The sequence below is a fragment of the Candidatus Binataceae bacterium genome (assembly GCA_035500095.1).
In the GTDB taxonomy this organism is placed as follows: Bacteria; Desulfobacterota; Binatia; order Binatales; family Binataceae; genus JAKAVN01.
Genome location: DATJXN010000154.1, coordinates 1 through 23,601, shown reverse-complemented (window position 1 = coordinate 23,601; position 23,601 = coordinate 1). Strand labels below are relative to the sequence as shown.

Sequence of the window (23,601 nt, the reverse complement as noted above, 5' to 3'; positions counted from 1 at the left end):
TGACAGCGGCCGCGCGGCGCACGCGCGGCCGCTGTCACGCCCGCTGGCGAACCCGCGGAGCGGGTGGTTGTTGCTGCGAGGAGGAGGTTACGTCCCGATGAGCTTCGCCCATCTCCACGTCCATACTCAGTACAGCCTGCTCGACGGCGCCAACAAGATTGAACCGCTGCTCGAGCACGCGCACGCCTCGGGCATGTCCGCGATGGCCATCACCGACCATGGCAACATGTTCGGCGCGGTCGAGTTCTTCAGCAAAGCCGTCCACCACGGGATCAAACCGATAATCGGATGCGAGGCGTACGTCGCGCCGGGCAAGCGCAGCGATCGCACGCAAGCGCCCAAGAGCGACGACTTCGACGGCGGCGGCAACTTTCATCTGATCCTGCTCGCCGCTTCGCGCATCGGCTACCGCAACCTCTGCCGGCTGCTGAGCGCCGCCTACCAGGAAGGGCTGTACTACAAGCCGCGCATCGACAAGGAGATCCTCGCCGAGCTCAACGAGGGCATCATCGCGCTCTCGGGATGCCTCTCGGGCGAGGTCGCGCGATGGCTGCGTGCGGAACGCGCGGACAAGGCGCGCGAGGCCGCCGAAAGCTACGCCCGCATTTTCAAGGACCGCTTTTACCTCGAACTGCAGGACAACCGCCTGCACGCGCCGCTCAACGACGCGCTGCGCGAGATCGGCCGCACCGCCGGGCTGCCGCTGGTCGCGACCAACGATTGCCATTATCTGCATCGCGCCGATGCCCGCGCCCATGAAGTGCTGCTCTGTATCCAGACCGGCAAGACGCTCGCGGACGACTCGCGCTGGCGTTTCGATACCGACGAGCTTTACGTCAAGACGCCCGAAGAAATGGCGAAGACGTTCGGTGCCGATTCCGAAGAGTTCCGCAACACGATGGAGATCGCGCGCCGGGTCGACTTCGAGTTCGAGTTCGGCAAGTTCCATTTCCCGGTTTACCAGGACGCGCCGCCCGACGACCTCGACCGGGTGCTTGAAACGCGGGTGCAAGAGGGGCTCGGCGCGCGGCTTGCCGAACTCCACGCGCGCCGCGGCGAATTCGACGAGGCGCCCTACCACGAGCGGCTGGCGCGCGAATTGCCCGTCATCCGCGAGATGGGCTTTTCGGGCTACATGCTGATCGTCGCCGACTTTATCGAGTACGCGCGCAGCCAGGGCATCCCGGTCGGGCCCGGACGCGGCTCGGTGGTCGGCAGCCTGGTCTCCTACGCGCTTCGGATAACCGAGGTCGATCCGATCGAGCACAAGCTCCTGTTCGAGCGCTGGCTCAACCCGGGACGCAAGTCGATGCCCGATATCGACGTCGATTTCTGCTTCGAACGGCGCGACGAGGTGCTGAACTACGTGCGCGCGAAATACGGCGCCGACCGCGTCGCGCAGATCATCACCTTCGGCACGATCAAGGGCAAACAGGCGATCCGCGACGTCGGCCGCGTGCTCGGGCTGTCGTTCGCCGAAACCGACCGTATCGTCAAGCTCTATCCCACGCCCAAGCAGGGCCGCGATTTTCCGCTGACCGCCGCGCTCGAGATGGAGCCGCGGCTGCGCGCCGAGCGCGACAGCCATCCGGAGCTCTTCGAATACGCCTTCAAGCTCGAAGGACTGCTGCGTCACGCCTCGCGCCATGCGGCGGGCGTGGTGATCTCGGACGTGCCGCTGGCCGAGGTCGTGCCGCTCTATGCCGACAAGGAGCGGACCGACGGCGCGATGGCGATTACGCAGTACTCGATGAAAGGGGTCGAGGAGATCGGGCTCATCAAGTTCGATTTTCTCGCGCTCAAGAACCTCACCCTAATCGTCGAGACGCTCAACCTGGTGCGCGCCGGCGGCAAGGAGCCGCCCGACCTGAACCGCCTGCCGCTCGACGATCCCGAGAGCTATCGCCTACTCGCACGCGGCGACACGGTCGGCGTGTTCCAGATGGAAGGGTCGGGGATGCGCCGGTTCTTGACCGAGCTCAAGCCGTCGAATTTCGAGGACGTGATCGCGGCCATCTCGCTCTTCCGCCCCGGCACCCTGGATTCCGGGATGGTCGATCCGTTCATCAAGCGCAAGCACGGCAAGGAGCCGGTCGAGTACGACCATCCACTGCTCGAGCCGGTGCTGCGCGATACCTACGGCGTAATCATCTACCAGGAGCAGGTGATGCGCGCGGCGCAGGCGCTGGCCGGCTACACGCTGGAGGAAGCCGACATCCTGCGCGCCGCGATGGGCAAGAAGAACAAGGCGCAGATGGAGCGCGAGCGCGCGCGCTTTCTCGACGGCGCGAAGCACAACGGCATCGACAAGACGCTCGCCAAATCGATCTTCGAGAAGATCGAGACCTTCGCCTCGTACGGCTTCAACCGCTCGCACGCAGCGGCCTATGCGCTTACCACCTACACTACCGCCTACCTCAAGGCGCACTATCCCCGCGAGTTCATGGCGGCGCTGATGTCGCTCGACATGGACGACGTCGACAAGTCCTACAAGAACATCGCCGCGTTGCGCGAGATGCGTATCCCCCTGCTACCGCCCGACGTCAATCACAGCGGAGTGAAATTCACCGTTGCGGGCGACGCGATCCGTTTCGGGCTCGGCGCGATCCGCGGCGTGGGCGTCAAGAGCGCCGAGGCGATGATCGCGGTGCGCCAGAGCGGCGGCCCGTTCAAGGATCTGCTGGATTTCTCTCTGCGCGTCGGCAGCCAGCTGGTCAACCGGCGCGTGCTCGAAGCGCTCGTCAAGTGCGGCGCGTTCGATTCGATCGCGCCCTCGCGCGCGCAGCTGATGGCGATAGCCGAGGACGCGCTCAAGGTCGCGCAGAAGGCCGAGAGCGACGCGGCCAAGGGCCAGCACGGGCTCTTCAGCGCCGCCGCACGTCCGCAGGCGCTGCCGCCGCCGCGCGAGCCGGTCGCCGAGTGGGATCAGAAGGAGATGCTGCGCAACGAGAAGGAGGCGCTCGGCTTCTACATCACCGCGCATCCGCTCGACAAATTCGATCGCGAACTGCGCCGGCTCGGCGGCGTCTCGACCGCAGAGCTAGCCTCGCTCCCCGACGGCAGCCAGGTGCGCGTCGCCGGCGTGGTGCAGGCGGCCAAGCTCAAGAACAACAAGGCCGGCAAGCGCTACGCGACGTTCTCGCTGGAGGACCGCGAGGGCGCCGTCGAGGTGATCGCGTGGCCCGAGACCTATCAGAAGCACGAGGCGCTGATCATGGGCGACGAGCCGGTGGTGGCGCGCGGCAAACTGGACGTCGACGACGAGCGTGCGCAGGTGATCCTGGACGAGATGCGGCCGCTCGGCGCGGCGCTGGTTGACGCGGTGCGCGAGGTGCACATCACGGCGCCGCGCGAGCGCCTCGCCAACGGCGCGCTGGAGGAGCTGAAGGCGGTGCTCGGACGCCACGGCGGACGCGCGATCACCTATCTGCATCTTGGGCTTGACGAATCGCACGAGGCGATCTTTCTGCTCGGCGACGGCTATCGCGTCGCGCCGACCGAGGACTTCGTCGCCGCGGTCGAACGCACGCTCGCGCCGGCGTCCGTGATGCTGCGCTAGGGCTTACCAGATGCCGGGGATAAAACACTCGGTATCGTGCAAATAGCGCGCGTACGGATCGCCGAATAGCGCCAGCATCTCGGCCTCTTCGCCCGCCGCCCGTATCCGGCCCATCACGATTCCGAAGGCCAGGGTCAGCGCGGCGCTTAGCGGCGCACCGAACTCGAGCGTCCACGCAAAGACGACCAGGAACTCGCCGAGCCAGATCGGATGGCGGATCCGGCCGTAGAGCCCGTTGCGCACTAGCGAACGCGGACCGCCGGTGTCAGGCGTCGAGCTGAAAAAGCCGAGCTGGATGCGCGCGCCGAGCGCCAGCCACAAACCGATCAACTCCATCAGCAGGCCCATCGCCTGCACCCAGCGCGCGACTTCGCCGCCGTAAATGTAAGTGCGCTCGAACGGCGCCGCCGCAAACAACAGCAGCACGGGCAACTGGCGCAGGATCGATCCCGAGAGGCCCGCGGTATCGGGCGGCGGTTCGAAATCCTCGCGCACCATCACGTCGGCCAAGCGAAACCCGGCGTACGCGATCAGATAGGCAAGCGTGTACGGATATTCGGTGAAATACTGGGTGATGCCCAGTCCGAGCGCGACCGCGCCCACCACCGCGACCAGAAAAACAATAAGCTCGGTGACCCGGATATCGACCCGGCGCCAGCGGCGCGGCGCGGCACCCGCGGCAGCCGGGCCAAGACCGCCGGTGGGCGCCTTCAACTCGCCGGTCGGCTTGCGCGGCTCGGGCGACGATCCGTCTCCACCTTCCATCTGGGCAAATCTTGGCAGGATGGGGTCTGTGATTCAAAGCAAACGCCGCCGCCCCAACGGCGCCGCGGCGCCGGCGCTAGACCAGACGGCGCAAGGTATCGCGGTCGCCGATCGCGACCAGGAAATCACCGGCCTCGATGCGCGTCGCGGGATCGGGAATCAACGTGCTTGGATCGCTCCCGCGCTTGAGCGCGACGATCCGCAGCCGCGACGAGCTCTGCTCGACGACGGAGATCGCCTGGCCGACGAGCGCGCTGCCCTCGGCCACGTGGATTTCCTCCAAATCGACCTCGGCGCCGCGCCCCGGAAACGACAGCTCCAGGAAATCGACGACCGACGGGCGCATGATGCTTGCCGCCAGGCGCAGCCCGCCCCACTGGTAGGCCGAGATCGCCTGGTCGGCGCCCGCCATCCGCAAGCGCTGCAGTCCGGCTTCCGATTCGCCGCGCGCGTGGATGAGAATCTTCGGGTTCATCGCGCGCGCCGAGAGCGTGATGTAAACGTTGTCGGCGTCGGAGGCGGTCACTGCGACGATCGCCCGTGCGCGATGCACGCCAGCGTCCTGCAGCACCCGGTCCTCGAGCGCGGAGCCGATCACGTAGAGCAGGTTCTGCACAACCAGATCGGGCTCGCGCACGGGATCGCGCTCGATCACCACAACCTGGCCGCCGGCGCGCGTGATTTCCTCGGCCACCACCCGGCCCATCCGGCCGAAACCGCAAATCACGATGTGGCCCTCGAGTTGTTCGATCTTACGCTTCATCGCAACCCTCCCGACCATCTCGCGAAACTGGCCCTCGACCACGAACTGGGTGATGGCGGCGAAGAGATAGAACGCGGTGCCGACGCCGACCACGATCAGGCCCATCGTGAAAATCCGCCCTGCCGTATCGAGATGCTTCACTTCCTCGTAGCCGACGGTGGAGATGGTGATGACGGTCATGTACAGCGCATCGAGCGCGGACATGTGCTCGATCGCCATGTAGCCGAGCGTGCCGCCGATCGTGAGGATCACGATCCCACCGATCGCGAGCAGGAACCTGCGCCCCGGGGTCGTCATCCGATGTGCCGATGTGCCTGTGTGCCTGCGCGCCCGCGCCACGCCGCCGCCTGCCGGTTACGCGGGATTCACGGCATCTCGTGCGCTTCGAGCCAGCGCTCGGCGTCGATCGCCGCCATGCACCCGGTGCCCGCCGCGGTCACCGCCTGGCGATAGACTTTGTCGGCGACGTCGCCGGCCGCGAACACGCCGTCAATGTTGGTGTATGTCGATCCGCTGCGGACCTTGAGGTAGCCTACCTCGTCCATCTCGAGCTGGCCCTCGAACAGTTGCGTGTTCGGCTGATGGCCGATCGCGACGAACACGGCGTCCGTTCGAAAATCGCTCGCGGCGCCGGTACTGACGTCGCGCAGCCGCACGCCGCTCACGCCGGTCTTCTGCTCGCCGAAGATTTCCTCGACTACGGCGTTCCAGATGAAGGCGATTTTCGGATTGGCGGCGGCGCGGTCCTGCATGATCTTGGAGGCGCGCAGGGCGTCGCGCCGATGCACGATCGTCACCCTGGAACAAAAGCGCGTGAGAAACGTCGCCTCTTCCATCGCGGTGTCGCCGCCGCCCACCACCACCGCTTCCTTGTTCCTGAAAAACGCGCCGTCGCACGTCGCGCACGCGCTCACGCCGTAGCCCATCAGCCGCTTTTCCGATTCGATCCCGAGCAGCTTGGCCGACGCGCCGGTCGCGATGATCAGGGCCGCGGCGCGGATCGTTGCGCCGTCGACGCTCACTCCGAACGGGCGCCGGCGCAGATCGACCGCGGTCACTTCGCCGGTCCTGAACTTCGTGCCGAAGCGCTCGGCCTGGCGCCGGAAGACCTCCATCATCTCGGGACCCTGTATTCCGTTTTCGAAGCCGGGATAGTTCTCGACCTCGGTGGTGATGGTGAGCTGGCCGCCGGGCTGCGCGCCCTCGATCAGCATCGGCGCGAGGTTGGCGCGCGCCGTGTAAAGCGCGGCGGTAAGCCCGGCCGGGCCGGAACCGAGGATCACGACTCTATAATTTTCGTCTGCCATGTATTTTTCGCTTCGCTCGACCCGGAAAGGAAACCGCACGTCCGTATGCCCTATTCTAGCGCTTTATTGTATCGGCGCCTCGCGTCAACATAAGCTCTTAGCCGCCGCCCCCGATGCCGCGCAAGAAGATGCCGCGCAAGAAGCCGACCGCCCAGCCTCGCGACTCCGCCCTGCGCGCGGCGCTTACCCATCTCGACCGCCGCGGCCGCGTGCGGATGGTCGACGTCGGCGAAAAGCCGGTGACGCGGCGCGAGGCGCTGGCGCGCGGCGCGGTCAGGATGGAACCGGCGACGCTGGACGCGATTGTCGGCGGACGGCTCGCGAAGGGCGAGGCGCTCGCCGCCGCGCGGCTTGCCGGAATCATGGCGGCCAAGCGCACGCATGAGTTGATTCCGCTCTGCCATCAGATTCCGCTGGAGGTCGTCGAGATCGAATTTCGTCCCGACCGCGCCGCCGCGACGCTTCATATCCAGGCCCGCGCCGCGACCACGTCGCGCACCGGCGTGGAGATGGAGGCGCTGGTGGCGCTGAGCGCCGCGGCGCTTACGATTTACGACATGGCCAAGGCGATCGACCGCGCGATGACTATCGACGCGATCCGGCTGGTCGGAAAATCGGGCGGGCGCAGCGGCACCTTCAGGCGCGCGGGCGAGCCGCGATGGCCGTCTTCTGCGGACAGTTGAAATTTTGAAGCCCTCTCGGCCGGACGGCGCGTCGATAACGCCGGCGCGGGTCTTCCTCAAAAAGGGCCGCGAGGGGCCGGTTCGCGGCGGCAATCCCTGGGTCTTCTCGCAGGCGATCGATCGCGTTGAGCCCGCCGCGATCGAACCCGGCGCCCGCGTGTGGGTGCTCGACGCCGCCGGCGCGACGCTCGGCCACGGCTATTACAATCCCGCAACCACGATCGCGATCCGGATGCTCGCGCTCGGCGGCGAGCCCGGCCCCGCGGAAATCGTCCGCTGGCGCATCGAACGCGCGCTCAAGCTGCGCGAGCGCGTCGTCGATGCGGATACAAACTGCTGCAGGCTGCTCAACGGCGACGGCGACGGCCTCTCGGGCGTGGTCGTGGATCGTTACGGCGACGCCGCAGTCATGCAACTGCTGACGGCGGGCGCCGAGCGGATGCGCGATGAAATCGTCGCGAATCTGAAGGCCGCAATCTCGCCGCGGATGATTTTCGAGCGCAGCCAGGGCGCCGTGCGCCGGCAGGAAGGGCTGGAAGACCGCGTCGGCGCGATCGTGGGCGCGCCCGCGGGCGAAGCGGTGGTGCGCGAAAACGGCATCAGGATGACGGTCGATCTCGAGCGCGGCCAGAAGACCGGCGCGTTTCTCGATCAGCGCGAAAATCGCGCGCGGCTCGGAGCGCTCGCCGCGGGCGCGCGGGTGCTCGACTTATGCTGCTATACCGGCGGCTTCGCCCTGAACGCGATCAAGGGCGGCGCGCGCGAAGTCGTCGCCGTTGACACTTCCGCGCACGCGCTCGATTGCGCCCGGCGCAACCTGGAGCTCAACGGATATCCGGCGAGCGCCGTCCGCTTCGTTCACGGCGAAGCGGGTGAGTTTCTGGGCAGCGGCGGCGAGCGCTTCGATCCGTTCGACCTGATCGTCCTCGATCCGCCGCCCTTTGCGCGCAGCCGCGCCGACGCGCGGCGCGCCGAGCATCTTTACGTCGAACTCAATGCGCTCGCGCTCGGCGCGCTCGCGGAGGGCGGCTTCCTGATGACGTTCAGTTGTTCGTCGCACTTTTGCGGCGAAGACTTCGTCCGCGCAGTGCGGATCGCCGAAGGGCGCTCGAGGCGCCGCATGCGCCTGCTCGCGCGGCTCGGCCCCGGTCCCGACCATCCCGTCCTGCTCGGCCATCCGGAGGGCGAGTATCTGACCGGCCTGCTCCTGCGCGATCTCGGGTAAGCGCGCTTGTCTGCGACGGATCTTTCGATCTCTCTCTGACGGGGGAGCGGGAGTATAATCGTCAGAAATGAAACTCGAGCGGCTCGACCATTTCGGAATCGAAGTCGGCGACCTGGCGCGCGCCGAGCGCTTTTACATCGACGTCCTCGGGCTTGGCGTGGTCACTCATCTCGGCGACCAGGTGCTGCTGGATTGCGGCGGACAGAACCTGGCGCTGTTTCGGGTTGCGCGCGCACCGCTCGCGGCGGCGGAACGCAAGGCGCGCATCTCGCATCCGCTCGGCCGCGGCCATCATGCGTTTCGCGTAGGCCGCGCCGACTTCGCTGCCGCCAAGGAGCGCCTCGCCGAGGCCGGCGTCGAGAGCGCCGAGCCGATCGATTGGGGCGACCACGACTGCCTCTATTTCCTCGACCCCGACGGCAATCTGCTCGAGATCGTAAGCTATCGCTGAATCGGCAGAGTGATTGCCCCCGCTCTCTGCCCCCGGCGGCGCGGTCAGCGGCGCACGCGCACGCCGAGCGTCATGCTGGAGCCCGAGATTTCGTTGACCAGATGGGCGGGCTCGCGCAGTTCCGGCCGGTTGGCGAGTTGCAGCCACTCGGGCTCGGCGCTCATCGGACCGCCCTTGAGCGAAATCGCGCGCAGATTGATCGCGATGTCGAGCAGCATCAGGTCGTGCGGCAGCGGCGAGTGCGCCGGCGCGTCGGAAGCGTAGTACTCAAGGCGCGCGACCAGCAGGTGCAGATCCTCGTCGCTCATCCGCGCGAGCCGCAGCACATCGTCGAGGTCGATCTTCCCCATCTTTCCCCTTGACCTGGGCCAGCATAGCAGGCGCGCCGCTCGTGCGCAGCGCGCCCTGGATTCGGGTTGCCGGGGAGGCGGACGGTGTGCCATGAAGCAGTCAGTCCGCGACGAGCGCGCCCAAAGGAGCACGACGGTGAAGTTCGGCCTCTTCTATCAGCTACCCTGCACGGCGGAGCAATCCGAGCCGGTCCGCTACCAGGAGACGCTCGAACAGATCGTGCTCGCCGACCAACTCGGCTTCGACGTCGCGTGGATGGCCGAGCTGCACTTCTTCAAAAACTTTTCGATCATGCCGTCGCCGCTGATGGTCGCGGTCGCCGCGGCCGGGCGCACGCGGCGCATCCGGCTCGGCACCGCGGTGACGCTGCTCCCGTTCCATCATCCGCTGCACGCCGCCGAGGAGGCCGCGACCGCCGACCTGTTGACCGGCGGGCGGCTGGAATATGGCGCCGGACGCGGCACGATCGCGGTGCACTTCCAGGGGTTTGGGGTGCCGCGCGACGAAAGCCGCGAGCGCTTCGAGGAGGCGCTCGAGATAATCGTGCGCGCGTGGACCGCGGAGCGGGTCACCTACGACGGCCGTTTCTACCAGGTCGCCGATATCGCGGTCGAGCCGCGCCCGCTCCAGAAGCCGCATCCGCCGATCCGTATCGCCGCCAACAGCGCCGAAACCGCGGAGTTCGCCGGCCGCAAGGGTTACGACGTACTGGTCGCCTCGCCGATCAACCCGGTGCCCGGCTTCTATGATCACATCCGCGCCTATCGCGCGGCGCTCAAGGCGGGCGCGCGTCCCGAGCATCGGGGCGACGTCGCCGCGCTCTTCTTCGCCTGTCCGCATGAAAGCCGCGCCGCCGCGCGCGCCGAAGCGGAGCGGAGCCTGCTCCACTACTTCCGTACCATCGGCGAGCAGGCGCTGGCCGGCGGACGCGGCCAGTACGAGGGCTCTTACGCCTATCTCGAACAGGTGCGCGAGCGGGCGGCCGCGATGACTTACGAGATCGTCGAGGAGACGATGGCGGTTTACGGATCGCCCGCGGAATGCATCGCGCGCATCAGCGAGGTTTACCAGCACAGCCGGATCGATCAGCTCGTATGCTGGTTCAACGCGGGCGGCCTGATACCGCATCGCGACGTGATGGCGACGATGGAACGCTTCGCGGCGAAAGTGATGCCGGCCGTGCGCGGCCTCGGCGCGAGGTGAAATCTCCGCCTGACGAACGTCAGATGAATAGTCGGCGGCGCGGGAGAAATAATCACCGGCGATGGCGGAGCATCCCGAAATAGCCACTTTCCCGCGCGGCGCGAAACGGCCGGCCGCGATCGACGAACTGGCCGCCGCGATCGAAGCCGACGGCGGCGCGGCGCTGGCCGCCTACCAGGAGCCGCTCGGCGACCATTGGCAGATTTTCGCGCTGGTGCCGGCCGCGATGCTCCAGGGCACGCCGTTCCAGCGCGATCTGAGCCCGGCGCATATGAAGCGCCTTGGCGAAGTGATGAAGAAGCTCCGCCGCTTCACCGAACCGGTGGTCGTGGTGCGCGCCGACGGCGGCTACTGGACCCCCAACGGCAACCATCGCCGCGCCGCCGCCACCAAGCTCGGGGCCAAGACGATCCCGGCGATAGTTATTCCGGAAGCCGAGGTCGCCTACCAGATTCTCGCGCTCAACACGCAGAAGGCGCACAACCTGAAGGACAAGGCGCTGGAGGTCATCAGGATGTACCGCGCGCGGCTGGAGGCAGCGCCGCGCGCGCTCGAAAAGGACTTCGCGTTCGAGTTCGAGCGCGCCCACTTCATCACGCTCGGCATCCTGTACGATCGAGTGAAGCGTTTTTCGGGCGGCGTGTACGCGCCGCTGCTGAGCCGCGTCGACGGCTTTCTGGCCAAGCCGCTGCGCGAGGCCGCCGAGGAGCGCGAGGAACGTGCGGCGCTGGTCGAGCAGGCCGACAAGGTGTTGACCGCATTGGTCGCGCGCGGCAAGAAGCGCGGGCTCACCCATCCGTACCTCAAAAATTACATCGCCGCGCGGTGCAATCCGCTTAGCCGCGCGCGCAAGAATCTGCCCGCCTGCCGCACCGCGCTGAACGGCATGATCAAGGCGCTGGAAGAATTCGACCTCGGCAAGGTTCATTTCGGCCAGATTCAGAGCGTCGCCGCGATGGTGGCCGCCGCGACGGTCGAGCCTTCGTAGCGCAGGGAAAGCCGGGCGCAAAAAAAAAGAAGGAGCCGGACACGCGCCAGGCGCGTCCGGCTCCGTGATCATCAGAAGCGTCGGACCTATCTCTGCTGCAGGGGCGCGAGCGCCTTCTTTATCCCGGGCAGCGCGGCCAAGGCCTCCCACCAGCGCGCGATCTCGGTCAACCCGGCGACCGGATATTGCGCCATCTGCCCGAGCGCCATCCACGGACCGACCGAAAAGTCCGCGAGCGTCAGATCGTTGCCCGCAAGCCACTTGCGGCCCCGCAACGCGTTGTTGAGGATTCCGCCGACCCGCGCTTGAATTGCTGCTCGCCCTTGGCGACCACGGCCGGGTCAGGGCCGCCCTGCCCCAGTATTCCCTTGACCACGCGTTCGAACGCGAGCGTCCCGCACGCGGGCGCCCAATGCGCGCGCTCCCAGAACATCCATCGCCCGACGTCGGCCTGGCGCCGCGCGTCGGACGGCCACAGCGCCGCTCCGGCCGGCTTTTTCATCGCCAGGTACTGGAGAATCGCGTTCGACTCCCACAGCACGAATCCTTCGTCTTCGAGCACCGGCATCCGCTGGTTGGGATTGAGCGCGGTGAATTCGGGCTTCATCTGGTCGCCCTTGGTCAGATCGATGATGCGGGTTTCGTATTCGATCTGCAGATGCTCGGCGAGAGCGATGGCTTTCATCGCCCTGGGTGACGGAGGAAACACGTAGAGTTTCATCCTTATTGCAGGGTTTCGCGTCGGCGATCGAAATCCCGCCGCCGGATTGTGCGATCGTATGCGGGTTGCGGAGTTAAGTCTTGCGGATTTCCGCGGGCCGGTCGGCGCTTCGGTTCGCGGGTGCCGGAATTAGCGTAGGAGTAACGCTCCCGGACAGCCCGCGGTTCCATGCACCGAAAGCCTGGTTCAGGTGGAGGACGCTCAGGCGGCGGCCGGCACCAGGCTCAGCTCGAAGCTTCCCGGCTCGAGACCTTGCATCGCGCGGAGCACGATTTTGATCCCCACCCGGCGCTCCAGCTCCTCGAGGTCGCGTGCGCCGTGATCGTAAAGATAGCGCGCGACCGCGGGATGGACCTTGACCAGCAGCATGTCGTCGCCGCTGCGGCGGCGGGCCTCGCGATGGACTCCGCGCAGCACCTCGGCGGCGAGCGTCGGCACGGACTTGACCACCCGGCGGCCTTCGCAATGCGGACAGGGGTCGGTGAGCAATTCCTCGAGGCTTTCCCGCGTGCGCTTGCGGGTCATCTGGACCAGTCCCAGTTCGGAGATTTTGAGCGCCGAAGTGCGCGCCTTGTCACGGCGCTGCGCCTCGCGCAGCGCGTCGCTGACCTTCTTGCGGTCGGCCTCGCGCGACATGTCGATGAAATCGACGATGATGATTCCGCCGATATTGCGCAGGCGCAGCTGCTTGACCACCTCTTCGACCGCTTCGAGGTTGGTGCGCAGCACCGTCTCGTCCTGGTTGCTCTTGCCGACGAAGCGCCCGGTGTTGACGTCGATCGCGGTGAGCGCCTCGGCCTGATCGAAAACCAGGTAGCCGCCGGACTTGAGCCAGACCTTGCGCTCGAGCGCGCGCTCGATCTGCGGCTCGATCTTGAAGTGGTCGAAAATCGGCTCGGCGCCCTGGTACAGGCTGAGCCGCGAGCGCAGGCGCGGCATGTAGTGCTGCACGAATTGTGCGATGCGTTCGAAGGTCTCGGGATCGTCGCACCAGAGCTTGTCGATCTCGCTGGAAAAGAGATCGCGCACCGTGCGCAGCGCGACGTCGAGGTCGCTGTACAGGATCGAGGCGGGCGGGCCGCTCTCGTTCTTGGCCAGGATGGACGCCCACAGCCGCGTAAGGAAATTCGCGTCTCGCTGGATTTCGCGCTTACTCACGCCTTCGCACGCCGTGCGCACGATGAATCCGCCCTGCACGCGGCCGAGTTCTTTGACCGCCGCGCGCAGCCGGGCGCGCTCCTCGGCGCTCCCGATCCGGCGCGAAACGCCGACGTGGCCGCTGGTCGGCATGTACACCAGATGGCGCCCCGGCAGCGAAATCGAAGAGGTCAACCGCGCGCCCTTGGTGCCCATCGGCTCCTTGGCGATCTGAACGATGATTTCCTGGTTGCGGCGGAGCTGCTGCTCGATCGGCAGACGGCTTCGCTGCTCGTGCACGCGCGGGCGGCGGCGCTTATGCGCCTTGCCGCCGCGTCTGCGCCGGCGGCGCCGGCGCTTGGTGCCCGGCGCGGACGCCTCGCCCGCGGCCTCGGGCGAGGCCGCCTCCGTTTCGCCCTCGACTGGCGCCGCGGCCCGTTCGTCGATGCCAGGTTCAAGACCTTCCCGGTTTTCTTCGACGTTGTCCGCCCTGACATTCTCCAGCCCGGGGCGTACCTGCCCGATTTTCTCCTCCAGGACGCTCTCGCGCTGAGCCTCCTCCTCCGCCAACTGCTGCAAGTCCTGTTGATCCTGCTGATCCTGCGACTCCTCCGACCCTTCAGAGTCTTCGGCGCGCTCATCGTCGACCGGATAGGTCTCAACCTCCTCGCCGATCACCTCGGCGATCGAACCCACGGTCTGCACGTCGTCGTGAAAATCCGAGACGTGCAGAAAGCCGGCCTTTTCCAGTCCGATATCGACGAACGCAGCCTGCATCCCGGGCAACACGCGCGTGACCTTGCCCTTATAGATGTTGCCGGCAAGACCGCGATGCTGCTGGCGTTCGAGATAGAGCTCGGTCAGCGAGCCGTCTTCGAGCAGCGCGACGCGCACTTCGAGCGCGCTCGCGTTAATCACAATTTCACGTTTCACGAGAGACCCGCGGGCGAGGGACGGGGAGGTTGGTCAAACAGGGCGGCGATGCGAGCCGCGCCGCACGCATCGTCTTTGAACCGCTCGGCAGCTTCGCGGCGGTTTGCATGCAGGCGCGGCTGCGGTTTCGTCGCTGATTGCTCCACCGATCAAGTATGCCATTTGGGGACTTAAGGCGAATCATACGGAGCGGCTCGTAAGTCCGCAAGGCGCATCGGCGCGGAGCAAAAACGCGCTCTGCGTTGCGCCCGTCGCCTTGACTTGGTTCACGGCTGCCGATAGTCGTTTTGTAATGTCTGCAGCGATCGACACCCTGGCGCTGCGTCCTTCGGGGATGGCCCTGCTCAACAGCAAGGTACTCATCCTCAACCGCTCCTACCTGCCCGTCCACGTAACTTCGGTCAAGCGCGCCTTTGCCTTGCTCTACCAGGGCGTGGCGCGTGCGGTCGACGAGCAGTATCGCACGTTTGATTTTGCCAGCTGGCGCGATCTCGCGATCGAGACCCATCACGAGCGCCTGGGTATCGTCGGCGGTATCGTGCGGGTGCCGCGGGTGCTGCTGCTAACCGCCTATGAGCGGGTGCCTCGCCGCCACGTACGCTTTTCGCGCTTCAACATCTTCGCCCGCGACAACAACACCTGTCAGTACTGCGGACGGCGCTTCGCGCGCACCGAACTTAACCTCGACCACGTCCTGCCGCGTTCGCGCGGCGGACTCTCGACCTGGGAAAACATCGTTTGCTCCTGCCATAACTGCAATCGGCGCAAGGGCGGCCGCACGCCGGAGGAGGCGCGGATGGCGCTCGTGCGCAAGCCGACGCGTCCGCACTGGACGCCGTTCAGCGCCGAGATGTTCAGCCTCAAGCGCTATCGCGAATGGATGCCATACCTGACGGCGGTAGACAGCGCATACTGGAACACAGAGCTGCAAGAGTAGACAGCAATTTTCGCCGCTAGCGCGTCTCAACCGGGCTCCGCCCGACTTCACACGATATCCACAGCTCCCTCTGCGCGTAGGGGATACGACACATCGCGGGCGGTTTCATTGGCCCGGCGCTTTAGGCTAAGCTTTGTCGCGGATGTGGTGAGGTGGAGGCGGTGATGGTATGCGTCTTAAAAGCCTTGATTTAGTAGGCTTCAAGTCGTTCTTGGAACCGACCAGCGTCGGTTTCGCGCCTGGGATCACGGCGGTCGTCGGCCCCAATGGCTGCGGCAAGTCGAACGTGGTCGACGCGATTCGCTGGGTGCTGGGCGAGCAGGCGCCGACGCGCCTTCGCGGCAAAAGCGCCGAAGACCTCATCTACGCCGGCAACGATTCAAATCCGGCGGCCGGGATGGCCGAGGTCTCGCTGCTGCTCGAAGCCGACGAAAACACCGCACTGCCCGAGCCATACGCCGCGTTGAGCGAAGTCTGCGTCACGCGACGCGTCTATCGCTCCGGCGAATCCGAATATCTCATCAATAAGATTCCTTGCCGTCTGAAGGACATCACCGAGTTCTTCATGGCGGCGCAAATTCATAGCCGTGGCTACGCGTTGATCGAGCAGGGCCGGATCGAAGAGATCATCCAGTCCAAACCAACCGAGCTGCGCGGCATGATCGAAGAGGCCGCCGGGCTTTCGCTCTTCAAGGGACGGCGCGAGATGAGCGAGCGGAAGCTCGAACGCGTACGCGAGAATCTTGCCCGCATCGACGACGTGCTGGCCGAAATCGAACGCCAGTTGGCTTTCGCCCGCCGCCAGGCCAAAAAGGCCGAAGCCTACAAAGCGATCCGCGTCGAACTGGCCGAGCTGGAGCGGCTGACCGCCGCGCGCCGGCTGCTCGAAGAACGCGCCCGCCTCGAAGAAAGCCGCGCGCGCTCGGCCGCGCTCGACGCCCAGCGCGAAACGACGCGCGAGGCGCTGGCCCAGCTGCAAGCGCAGACCGATGAAGCCTCATCGCGGCTTACGGCCGAGCGCGATCATCTGACCGCGCTTGGCCGCGAGCTGGATAATCTGCGTGCCGCCGCCGACCAGCGCGGCCATACGCGGGAGTTCCTCGAGCGCCGCCTTGGCGCGGCCGATACGGCCGCGCCCGAGCTTGCGGCGCGCCTCGAGGAACTCGCGGCCAAGGCCACCGCCGCGCGCGCGGCGCGCGCCGAAGCCGGCGCGCGCCTTGCGCGCGAGCGTAACGAGGACGACGGCGGCGAGGCCGCGCTCGCCGCGCTCCGCGAGCGCCATAACGCCGCCGCCGGGGCGCTTGGCGAAGCCGAGCGCCGCGGCGAAGAGGCGCGTGACGAGATCGCCGAGCTGATGCGCGAAGCGGCCGCGATTCGCGGCCGCCTTGGCGCGCTCGGCGGCGAGCGCGCCGAACTCGAACAACGCCTTCACGCCGCCGCCCAGCGCATCCCGGCGCTCGGCGAGGCGCTCGACGCTGCCCGCGCGGCGCTCGCCGCGGCGGACGGCGAGCTCGCCGCACGCCGGGCCGAGCTCGCCGAGCGCGAGGGCCACGGCAAGGCGGCCGCCGAGCGCGAACGCGAGGCCCGCACCGCGCTCGATGCGGGCGCGGCGCGCCTGGCGCTGTTGCGCGAGTCGCTGAGCGCCGCCCGCGCTCGGGCAGAGCGCGCGGCGCGCACGGCAGGCGGCGGCGCCGCCGAGCGCCTGCGCGTCGTGCTCGATTCGCTCAACGGCGACCGGCCGCCCGAGCGCCCCGCGATGCTGGTCGAGGTCCTGCGAGCGCCGGCCGCGATGCGCACGGCGCTCGGCGCCGTGCTCGGCGACGAAGCCGAGGCGGTCATAGTGGATTCGCCGCACCTCGCGCTCCGTGCAATCGAAATTCTGAAGGAATCCCGCGCCGGACGGCTAAGCTTCATCCCCGACCCCGGCCCGGTCGATTCCCATCCGCCGATCGAGGCGCCTGGAATCGCCGGCCGGCTGCTCGACATGCTCGAAGTCGAACCGCGCTTTCGCCATGTTGCCGAAGCGATGCTCGGCCATGTGATTGTCGCCGACGACCTGCGCTCCGCCCTGGCGGCCTCGAATCTGAACGGCCACGGCACGCTCTTCGTCACGCGCGATGGGGACCTGGTCGAGCCCGGCAAAGTGATCGCCGGCGGCAGCGCCGCAGCCTCGGACGACGCCGCGGAGGCGGCCGCCGCGCCTGACGTTCCGGCGCTCGAGGAAGCCGCCGCCAAGGTCGAGCAGGCGGAAGCCGAGACCGCGGCCCTGCGCGCGGCATTTGAAGCGGCGCGCGCCGTCGTCGAAACGGCGTATCGCGAACTCGGCGAGGGGCGCGACGCTCTCTCGCAGGCCGAACGCGCGATGGGAGAGCGGAGAAGCGCCCTGGAACGGGCCGACAGCGAAGCTGCGACGGCGCACGGCCAGCACGAGCAGGCGCGCGCGCGCCTTGCGGAAATCGCCCGGCTGATCGCGGAGGCCAACGCGCGGCTCGAAGAGCTTGCCCATGGCGAAGCGGCCGGGCGCGAGCGCCTCTCCGCGATCCGCGCCGAGATGGCCGAGCGCAAGACCTGCGCCGAGGAGCGCGCCGCCGCGATGCTCGAGGCGGCTTCCAGGGTCGAGGCGCGCCGCGCGCGCCTTGGCGCGATCGAACAGGAACTGGGACATCTGCGCCGCCTCGCCGACGAGCTTGAAGCGCAGATCGGCAAGGACCGCGCGGCGCTCGCGCGGCTTGGCGACGAGCGCGTCGAACTGATGCGCGAACTCGATCAGCTGGCCGCGCAGGCCGAGGCCTCGCGCACGCGCGAGTCGGAACTCGACGCCGCAACCGCGGAGCTGCGGCTTGTGTGCGAGGCTGCGGAAGGATCAGTTCAGCATCTCCGCGCCGAGCTGGCCGAGACCCGCACCCGCGCCGAGGCGCTCGAGCGCGAAGCGATGGAATGCGCGCTCGGATGCGAGCGCGCGCGCACGCTCGCCGAGGAACTCGGGCGCACCTTTGCCGAAAAATTCCAGGTCGAGTTCGCCGCCGTCGAGGACGAGCTCAAGGCGTCGCTCGCCGATCGCGACGCGGTGGCCGACGAGGCGCGCCTGGTTGAGCTGCGCCTGAAGGTCGAGCGGCTGGGCGAGGTCAATCTCGCGGCCGAGAGCGAGGTCAAGGAACTCGAAGAGCGCTCGGGCGTGCTTGGCGCCGAGCGCACCGACCTCGAAGCGGCGGTCAAAGACCTTACGCATACGATCCAGAAGCTCAACCGCGAGGCGCGCCGGCGTTTCAGCGAGACCTTTGAAGGCGCGGCGTGCAACTTCGCCGAGCTTTTCCCCAAGCTGCTTCGCGGCGGCAAGGGCCGGCTCGAGCTGATGCCTGCCGACGACGTGCTTGAGGCCGGCGTCAATATCCTCGTCCAGCCGCCGGGCAAGAAGGTCAAGGAGATCGGGCTGCTCTCGGGCGGCGAGAAGGCGCTGTGCGCGATGGCGCTGATCTTTTCGCTCTTCCTGCTCAATCCGAGCCCGTTCTGCGTGATGGACGAGGTTGACGCGCCGCTCGACGAATTCAGCCTCGCCGCGTTTACGGGCCTGGTCGGCGAGCTCAAGGGCCGCTCGCAGTTCATCGTGATCACGCACAATCAGCGCACGATGCAGCGCGCCGACCATATCCACGGGGTCACGATGGAGCGGCCGGGAATCTCGCGGCTCATCTCGCTCGCAATTCCGCGCGCCGCGTAGCGTCGGTTGGCGGGCGACAACCGTCCCGTGCCGCCGCGCTTGAAGCGCAAGCTCGACTCTAAAGCGTCGCGCTGCACTTCGGTTCCGATCGCGCGCCGGTCTTGTTATTGTGTGAAACGCTCGGCGCCCGGCGTCGAAAACGAGCGATACCAAAATCGCGCGGGGCGATACCGGGCGCAGCTCTGAAATTTTTCCCGAGGATCGCGCTCCGCGTGCCCGATTACATAAACCAGATCCCTGGCCGGCTGTCGGCCTTTATCGCAAGGATGCTCGTCGGCCTCGCGTCGCTCGAACACCTCAGTCCGGCCGAAATTCTCGCCCGCCTGTCCCTCGTCGAACGTCTCGCCCTGGTCGTCGTGGCAAGCCAGATCGTGCTGTTCGTGGCCGCGATGCTGATCGAGTTCAGCGCGCGCAAACGAAGAAGGGCCGATGAGCTGGGGCGCGCCGCCGAGGAGGCGCTGCGCGCGCTCCGCGCCGAACCCACGCCCGCGAAACGGCCGCCTGCGCAACCCGCGCCTATGCCCGCGGCGCAAAAGGCCCCGGTCGCGCAGCCGGCTCCGGCTGCGGAGGCGGCACCGGCGGCGCCAGCCGAACGGCCGGCCGAGGCTGCTCCAAAGCCCGAACGCGTCGAGCCGGCAAAAGTAAAGGCCGAACCTGCGCCCGCCGCTCCGACCGTTCAGCCCACGGCTCCAAAGGAAGCCGTTCCGTCCCCCGCGCCCGCACCTCCGGCGGCATCCGCACCGGGTTCCGCAGCGCCGGCGAAGCCGCCCTCCCGAATCGGATTGGGATTGCGCCGCACGCGCGAGAATCTGCTGGCGCGTATCCGCGCCGCGATAACCGGCAGCGCAAAAATCGACGACATCTGCGAGAGTCTCGAGGAGGCGCTGATCGCCGCCGACGTGGGCGTGCAGGCGAGTCTCAAGCTGGTCGAAGCGGTACGCAGCCGGGTTCAGGATGGTACCCGCCCCGACGCGATACGCGACGCGCTGAAGGACGAAATCGTGCGGATGCTCGATGCAGCCGAACGGCCGCTCAATATCCCGGGCGGAGGGCCTCTGGTGGTGATGCTCGCCGGAGTCAACGGAGCGGGCAAAACGACAACCGTGGCCAAGCTGGCGGCGCGAATGAAGACCGAGCGCGGCACGGTTATTGTCGCAGCGTCCGATACTTTTCGCGCCGCTGCTATCGAACAGCTCGAAGTCTGGTGCGGACGCGTCGGCGCCGAACTGATCCGGCAGAACCAGGGCTCCGACCCCGCCGCTGTGGCCTTCGACGCGGTCAAGGCGGCCGTCGCACGCAATGTTCCGACGGTTTTGATCGATACGGCGGGACGCCTTCAGACCAAGGTCAACCTGATGGAAGAGCTGAAGAAGATCGCCCGCGTCACGGGCCGCGAGCTACCCGGCGCGCCGCACGAATGCTGGCTGGTGCTGGACGCCACCACCGGGCAGAACGCGCTCAGCCAGGCAAAGATTTTTTCAGAGGCGGTTCCACTGACCGGCGTGGTCCTGGCAAAGCTCGACAGTACTGCCAAGGGCGGCGTGGTAATTGCGATCGCCGAGCAACTTAAACTACCGGTGCGCTTCGTGGGTGTCGGCGAAAACGTGGAAGATTTGCGCGCCTTCGACCCGCGCGAATTCGTCGAAGCGCTGTTTGCGGAGGACGAGTCGCGTCCCGAACCATCCAGCGGCTCTTATGCAGCTTGACAGGCTGATTAATCCAAAAATACAGTAAAAATGGAAAACGGACCGGCTATGACCCTTGACGCTCTTAAGCAACTCGACGACAGAATCCAAGCCTCGGTCAACCGAATCCAGCAATTGCAGCGTGAGAACGAACAACTGGCGAAGCGGCTGGCCGAGAGCGAACAGCGTTTTAACGAAGCGCAGGCCCGCTCCAACTCCGAGCGCACTCAGCATGAGGCCGAGCGCACGGAAATAAAAGCGCGCATCGAGAAAATCCTCGCCCGCTTCGACGGGCTGGACTTGGGTTGAAGGGTATTCTGGGCCGACCAGATGGCCGCCGCCGGGTAGACGATGAAAGGTATCAACGTCGAAATCATGGGCCAGAGCCTGACCGTCGCGAGCGATGGCGGTGACGAGTGGGCGAAGGCGCTGGCGGCGACGGTGGATGAAAAGATAAACTATATTCGTGCCAACAGCCGCGCGGTAAATTCCGTAAGCGTGGCAATTTTGGCAGCGTTGAATTTTGCCGACGAACTCGAACGTCTGAAGCGAGATCATCAAGCGTTAATCGACCAGATTGAAGCATTGAATCGGCGGCTGTCGGTCGCGATGGATTCGTGAAGGCCGCACTCAACATTTTTCTGGAGGCTTCGGGTCGGCGGGTTCGGGTAGTGACGGCGGGGGGAATGGAAGATCTCCGGAGAGCGCTCCGGAGGATGTATTCGCTAGAAGCGCGATGCGGCGCTCGAAAGATATAAGATCTGTGCCGGTTCTCCGTCACACGTGGCGCGGTCTCCGGCCGCGTAACCATATGGAGCCAGCAACGCCCGCACGGCCTCGACGGCCGAGGGCGATAGACCGCTCAGCGCACCCGCCCGCGTAGCCCGGCCCGCCACCGCTAAATAGGCAGTGGCGGACGAAAAACAAACCCTGCGCGCCGTCCTCTCCGAGGCGCGATCCGCTTTGTCTGCTGAGCGCGCGGGAGCGCTGTCGGCGCAAGTGCAGCGCCGGCTGCTGGCCACACTCGAGTATCGCGCGTCCAGGAAAATCCTGCTCTACGCGCCGGTCGGCGGCGAAGTCGATACCGCCCTCATCGCGGCCGACGCTCTGCGTACCCGTCGCCAACTCTACTACCCGATTATCGATCGCGGCCTTTGCCGGTTAAGGCTCGGCGCCGTCGCCGATCTTGGCGAATTGCGCGCGGGCGCCTTTGGAATTCCGCAGCCGCCTGTCGCCGGCGCGCGCGAGGCCCGAGACCTCGCGTCCGACCCCGGTGCTGCGCTGGTATGCGTGCCGGGGGTCGCGTTTACACCCGCCGGCGCCCGGCTGGGCCGCGGCGGCGGCTACTATGACCGGCTATTGGCCGAGCTTCCTCGCGAAGTTCGCGCCGCCGGGCTTGGCTATTCGTTTCAGTTGATTGACCGGCTGCCGGAGGAGTCACACGACCGGCGACTGGATTTCATCGTTACCGAGTCCGCCGTTTACGCGGCCAGCGCAGCGCCACCCGCGGCTACGCAAACGGCGGACCGAGGAGGTTTACCTAAATGGGCGTGCTGACAGGCGTCCTTTTCCTGACAATCGGTGGCGCGATGATGTTGTACGCGGTCTACCTTGCGGGCCGGCGCGAAACCGGCCCCGACATGGAGGCTGCACAGCGCGAAGCGCAGGCGATTGTCGACGAAGCCAGAACCAAAAGCGAACTGATCGTCAAGGAGGCGGAACTCAAGGCCAAGGATCTGATGGTCGAAGTGCGCTCGCAGGCCGAACGCGAAGTGCGTGATCAGCATCGCGAGCTGACCGCGCTCGAAAGCAAGCTGGCGGCGCGCGAGGAGAGTATCGACAAGCGGCTCGAGTCGTTCGAACGGCGCGACGCCGAACTCAACCGGCGCGACCAGAACCTGCGCGCCAGGGAAAAGAGCCTCGCCGAACGCGAGACCGAACGCCAGGAGCTGATCGAGGCCGCGCGCGTCAAGCTCGAGGCTGTCGCCGGCCTCACGCGCGAGGAGGCCCGCCGCCAGGTGATCGAAGAGATGACCGGGCAGGCGCGCCACGACGCGACCAGGCAAATCCGTGTGATCGAAGAGGAGGCGCGCGAGGAGGCCGACCGGCGCGCCAAACGCATCGTCTCGATCGCCATCGAGCGCCTCGCCGGCGAATTCGTCACCGAGCGCACGGTCTCGGTGCTGGCGCTGCCCAACGACGAGATGAAGGGGCGGATCATCGGGCGCGAAGGACGCAACATCCGCGCGATCGAGGCCGCGACCGGCGTCGACATCATCATCGACGACACGCCCGAGGCGGTCGTGATCTCGTGCCACAACCCGATCCGCCGCGAAATCGCGCGCGTCTCCCTCGAGCGGCTGATCTCCGACGGCCGGATTCATCCGGGCCGGATCGAGGAAGTGGTACGCAAGGCCGAGCAGGAGGTCGAGGAATCGATTCGCGAGGCCGGCCAGCGCGCCATCATCGAGGTCGGCGTCCACGGCATTCACCCCGAGCTGGTCAAGCTGCTTGGGATGCTCAAGTATCGCTACAGCTACGCGCAGAACGTGCTGATGCATTCGCTGGAGGCGGCCTTCCTGTGCGGCGCGATGGCGGCCGAGCTCGGACTCAATGAAAAGCAGGCCCGCCGCGCCGCGCTCCTGCACGACATCGGCAAGGCGCTCACGCACGAGGTCGAAGGCTCGCACGCGCTGATCGGCGCCGAGCTCGCGCGCAAGTACGGCGAATCGGCGAAAATCGTCAACGCCATCGCGGCGCATCATGAGGAGGTCAAGGCCGAAACCATCCTGGCGCCGCTGGTGGATGCGGCCGACGCGCTGAGCGGCGCGCGTCCGGGCGCGCGGCGCGAGGTGCTTGAGAGCTACGTCAAGCGCCTCGAAGACCTCGAGACCATCGCCAAGTCGTTCAAGGGCGTTGAAAAATGCTTCGCCGTGCAGGCCGGACGCGAGATGCGGATCATCGTCGAGCCCGGCCAGGTCTCTGACGATGACGCGACGATGCTCGCGCGCGACGTGGCGAAGAAGATCGAAACTGACATGACCTATCCGGGACAAATCCGCGTGACGGTCATCCGCGAAACCCGCGCGACCGAGCTCGCGCGCTAGGCTCTCTCCGCGCCCGGGGCGCCGCCGGCCTTGGCCGGCGCCGCCCCGCGGGCTATCATCGGCCCCAC

General features: G+C 66.8%; 20 protein-coding genes. 13 read left to right on the top strand and 7 right to left on the bottom strand.

The window, feature by feature from the left end; translation table 11 throughout:
• Positions 1–97 precede the first annotated feature (97 nt).
• On the top strand, positions 98–3,559 hold the full coding sequence (gene dnaE, locus VMI09_17320; protein HTQ26453.1) for a DNA polymerase III subunit alpha: 3,462 nt from the start codon (positions 98–100) through the stop codon (positions 3,557–3,559).
• Between the two features lie 3 nt (positions 3,560–3,562).
• Here dnaE and VMI09_17315 read toward each other — a convergent pair whose 3' ends face one another.
• The 3 genes from VMI09_17315 to trxB form a co-directional block, all read right to left on the bottom strand.
• Positions 3,563–4,324 carry an isoprenylcysteine carboxylmethyltransferase family protein gene (locus tag VMI09_17315; protein HTQ26452.1) on the bottom strand — a complete coding sequence of 254 codons (762 nt, stop codon included), beginning with the start codon at positions 4,322–4,324 and terminating at the stop codon, positions 3,563–3,565.
• A 76-nt stretch (positions 4,325–4,400) separates the two neighbouring features.
• Positions 4,401–5,384, bottom strand: a complete 984-nt coding sequence (locus tag VMI09_17310; protein HTQ26451.1) for a potassium channel protein — start codon at positions 5,382–5,384, stop codon at positions 4,401–4,403.
• Positions 5,385–5,452: 68 nt separating this feature from the next.
• The gene (trxB, locus tag VMI09_17305) at positions 5,453–6,394 is read right to left on the bottom strand and encodes a thioredoxin-disulfide reductase (protein ID HTQ26450.1); all 942 of its coding nucleotides are present in this window, start codon (positions 6,392–6,394) and stop codon (positions 5,453–5,455) included.
• 128 nt (positions 6,395–6,522) lie between these two features.
• On the opposite strand from trxB, the gene moaC reads away from it, so the two are divergent.
• The 3 genes from moaC to VMI09_17290 all read left to right on the top strand — a co-directional run bounded on the left by moaC (position 6,523) and on the right by VMI09_17290 (position 8,753).
• On the top strand, positions 6,523–7,077 hold the full coding sequence (gene moaC, locus VMI09_17300) for a cyclic pyranopterin monophosphate synthase MoaC (protein ID HTQ26449.1): 555 nt from the start codon (positions 6,523–6,525) through the stop codon (positions 7,075–7,077).
• 4 nt (positions 7,078–7,081) lie between these two features.
• Positions 7,082–8,302, top strand: a complete 1,221-nt coding sequence (locus VMI09_17295) for a class I SAM-dependent rRNA methyltransferase (GenBank protein HTQ26448.1) — start codon at positions 7,082–7,084, stop codon at positions 8,300–8,302.
• Positions 8,303–8,369: 67 nt separating this feature from the next.
• Complete coding sequence (locus tag VMI09_17290) at positions 8,370–8,753, top strand: VOC family protein (protein ID HTQ26447.1); 384 nt, start codon at positions 8,370–8,372, stop codon at positions 8,751–8,753.
• Positions 8,754–8,797: 44 nt separating this feature from the next.
• Here the strand turns inward: VMI09_17290 and VMI09_17285 are convergent, their stop codons facing one another.
• A complete protein-coding gene (locus VMI09_17285; GenBank protein HTQ26446.1) occupies positions 8,798–9,103 on the bottom strand; it encodes a hypothetical protein in 306 nt (101 codons plus the stop codon).
• 91 nt (positions 9,104–9,194) lie between these two features.
• Between VMI09_17285 and VMI09_17280 the strand changes: the two genes are divergently transcribed.
• Both VMI09_17280 and VMI09_17275 read left to right on the top strand, forming a co-directional pair.
• A complete protein-coding gene (locus VMI09_17280; GenBank protein HTQ26445.1) occupies positions 9,195–10,307 on the top strand; it encodes an LLM class flavin-dependent oxidoreductase in 1,113 nt (370 codons plus the stop codon).
• A gap of 61 nt (positions 10,308–10,368) precedes the next feature.
• Positions 10,369–11,295, top strand: coding sequence for a ParB/RepB/Spo0J family partition protein (locus VMI09_17275; GenBank protein ID HTQ26444.1), 927 nt, complete (start codon positions 10,369–10,371; stop codon positions 11,293–11,295).
• Between the two features lie 86 nt (positions 11,296–11,381).
• On the opposite strand, the gene VMI09_17270 is transcribed toward VMI09_17275, so the two are convergent.
• The 3 genes from VMI09_17270 to VMI09_17260 all read right to left on the bottom strand — a co-directional run bounded on the left by VMI09_17270 (position 11,382) and on the right by VMI09_17260 (position 14,086).
• Positions 11,382–11,570, bottom strand: coding sequence for a glutathione binding-like protein (locus VMI09_17270; GenBank protein HTQ26443.1), 189 nt, complete (start codon positions 11,568–11,570; stop codon positions 11,382–11,384).
• A complete protein-coding gene (locus tag VMI09_17265) occupies positions 11,534–12,016 on the bottom strand; it encodes a glutathione S-transferase family protein (GenBank protein HTQ26442.1) in 483 nt (160 codons plus the stop codon). The genes VMI09_17270 and VMI09_17265 overlap by 37 nt, the downstream gene beginning before the upstream one ends.
• 201 nt (positions 12,017–12,217) lie before the next feature.
• On the bottom strand, positions 12,218–14,086 hold the full coding sequence (locus VMI09_17260) for an Rne/Rng family ribonuclease (GenBank protein ID HTQ26441.1): 1,869 nt from the start codon (positions 14,084–14,086) through the stop codon (positions 12,218–12,220).
• Between the two features lie 292 nt (positions 14,087–14,378).
• On the opposite strand from VMI09_17260, the gene VMI09_17255 reads away from it, so the two are divergent.
• The 7 genes from VMI09_17255 (at position 14,379) to rny (ending at position 23,533) form a co-directional block, all read left to right on the top strand.
• On the top strand, positions 14,379–15,023 hold the full coding sequence (locus VMI09_17255; protein ID HTQ26440.1) for an HNH endonuclease: 645 nt from the start codon (positions 14,379–14,381) through the stop codon (positions 15,021–15,023).
• A 169-nt stretch (positions 15,024–15,192) separates the two neighbouring features.
• Positions 15,193–18,741 carry a chromosome segregation protein SMC gene (gene smc / locus VMI09_17250; GenBank protein HTQ26439.1) on the top strand — a complete coding sequence of 1,183 codons (3,549 nt, stop codon included), beginning with the start codon at positions 15,193–15,195 and terminating at the stop codon, positions 18,739–18,741.
• A 212-nt stretch (positions 18,742–18,953) separates the two neighbouring features.
• Positions 18,954–20,447: a signal recognition particle-docking protein FtsY gene (ftsY, locus tag VMI09_17245; GenBank protein HTQ26438.1), complete on the top strand. Its 1,494-nt coding sequence runs from the start codon at positions 18,954–18,956 to the stop codon at positions 20,445–20,447.
• A 30-nt stretch (positions 20,448–20,477) separates the two neighbouring features.
• Positions 20,478–20,735 (top strand): cell division protein ZapB, encoded by a 258-nt coding sequence (gene zapB / locus VMI09_17240; GenBank protein HTQ26437.1) that lies wholly within the window; start codon positions 20,478–20,480, stop codon positions 20,733–20,735.
• 42 nt (positions 20,736–20,777) lie between these two features.
• On the top strand, positions 20,778–21,047 hold the full coding sequence (locus VMI09_17235) for a cell division protein ZapA (protein ID HTQ26436.1): 270 nt from the start codon (positions 20,778–20,780) through the stop codon (positions 21,045–21,047).
• Positions 21,048–21,335: 288 nt separating this feature from the next.
• Positions 21,336–21,983 (top strand): 5-formyltetrahydrofolate cyclo-ligase, encoded by a 648-nt coding sequence (locus VMI09_17230; GenBank protein ID HTQ26435.1) that lies wholly within the window; start codon positions 21,336–21,338, stop codon positions 21,981–21,983.
• Positions 21,971–23,533 (top strand): ribonuclease Y, encoded by a 1,563-nt coding sequence (gene rny, locus VMI09_17225; protein ID HTQ26434.1) that lies wholly within the window; start codon positions 21,971–21,973, stop codon positions 23,531–23,533. Before VMI09_17230 ends, rny begins: the two co-directional genes overlap by 13 nt.
• The last annotated feature ends 68 nt before the right edge of the window (positions 23,534–23,601 follow it).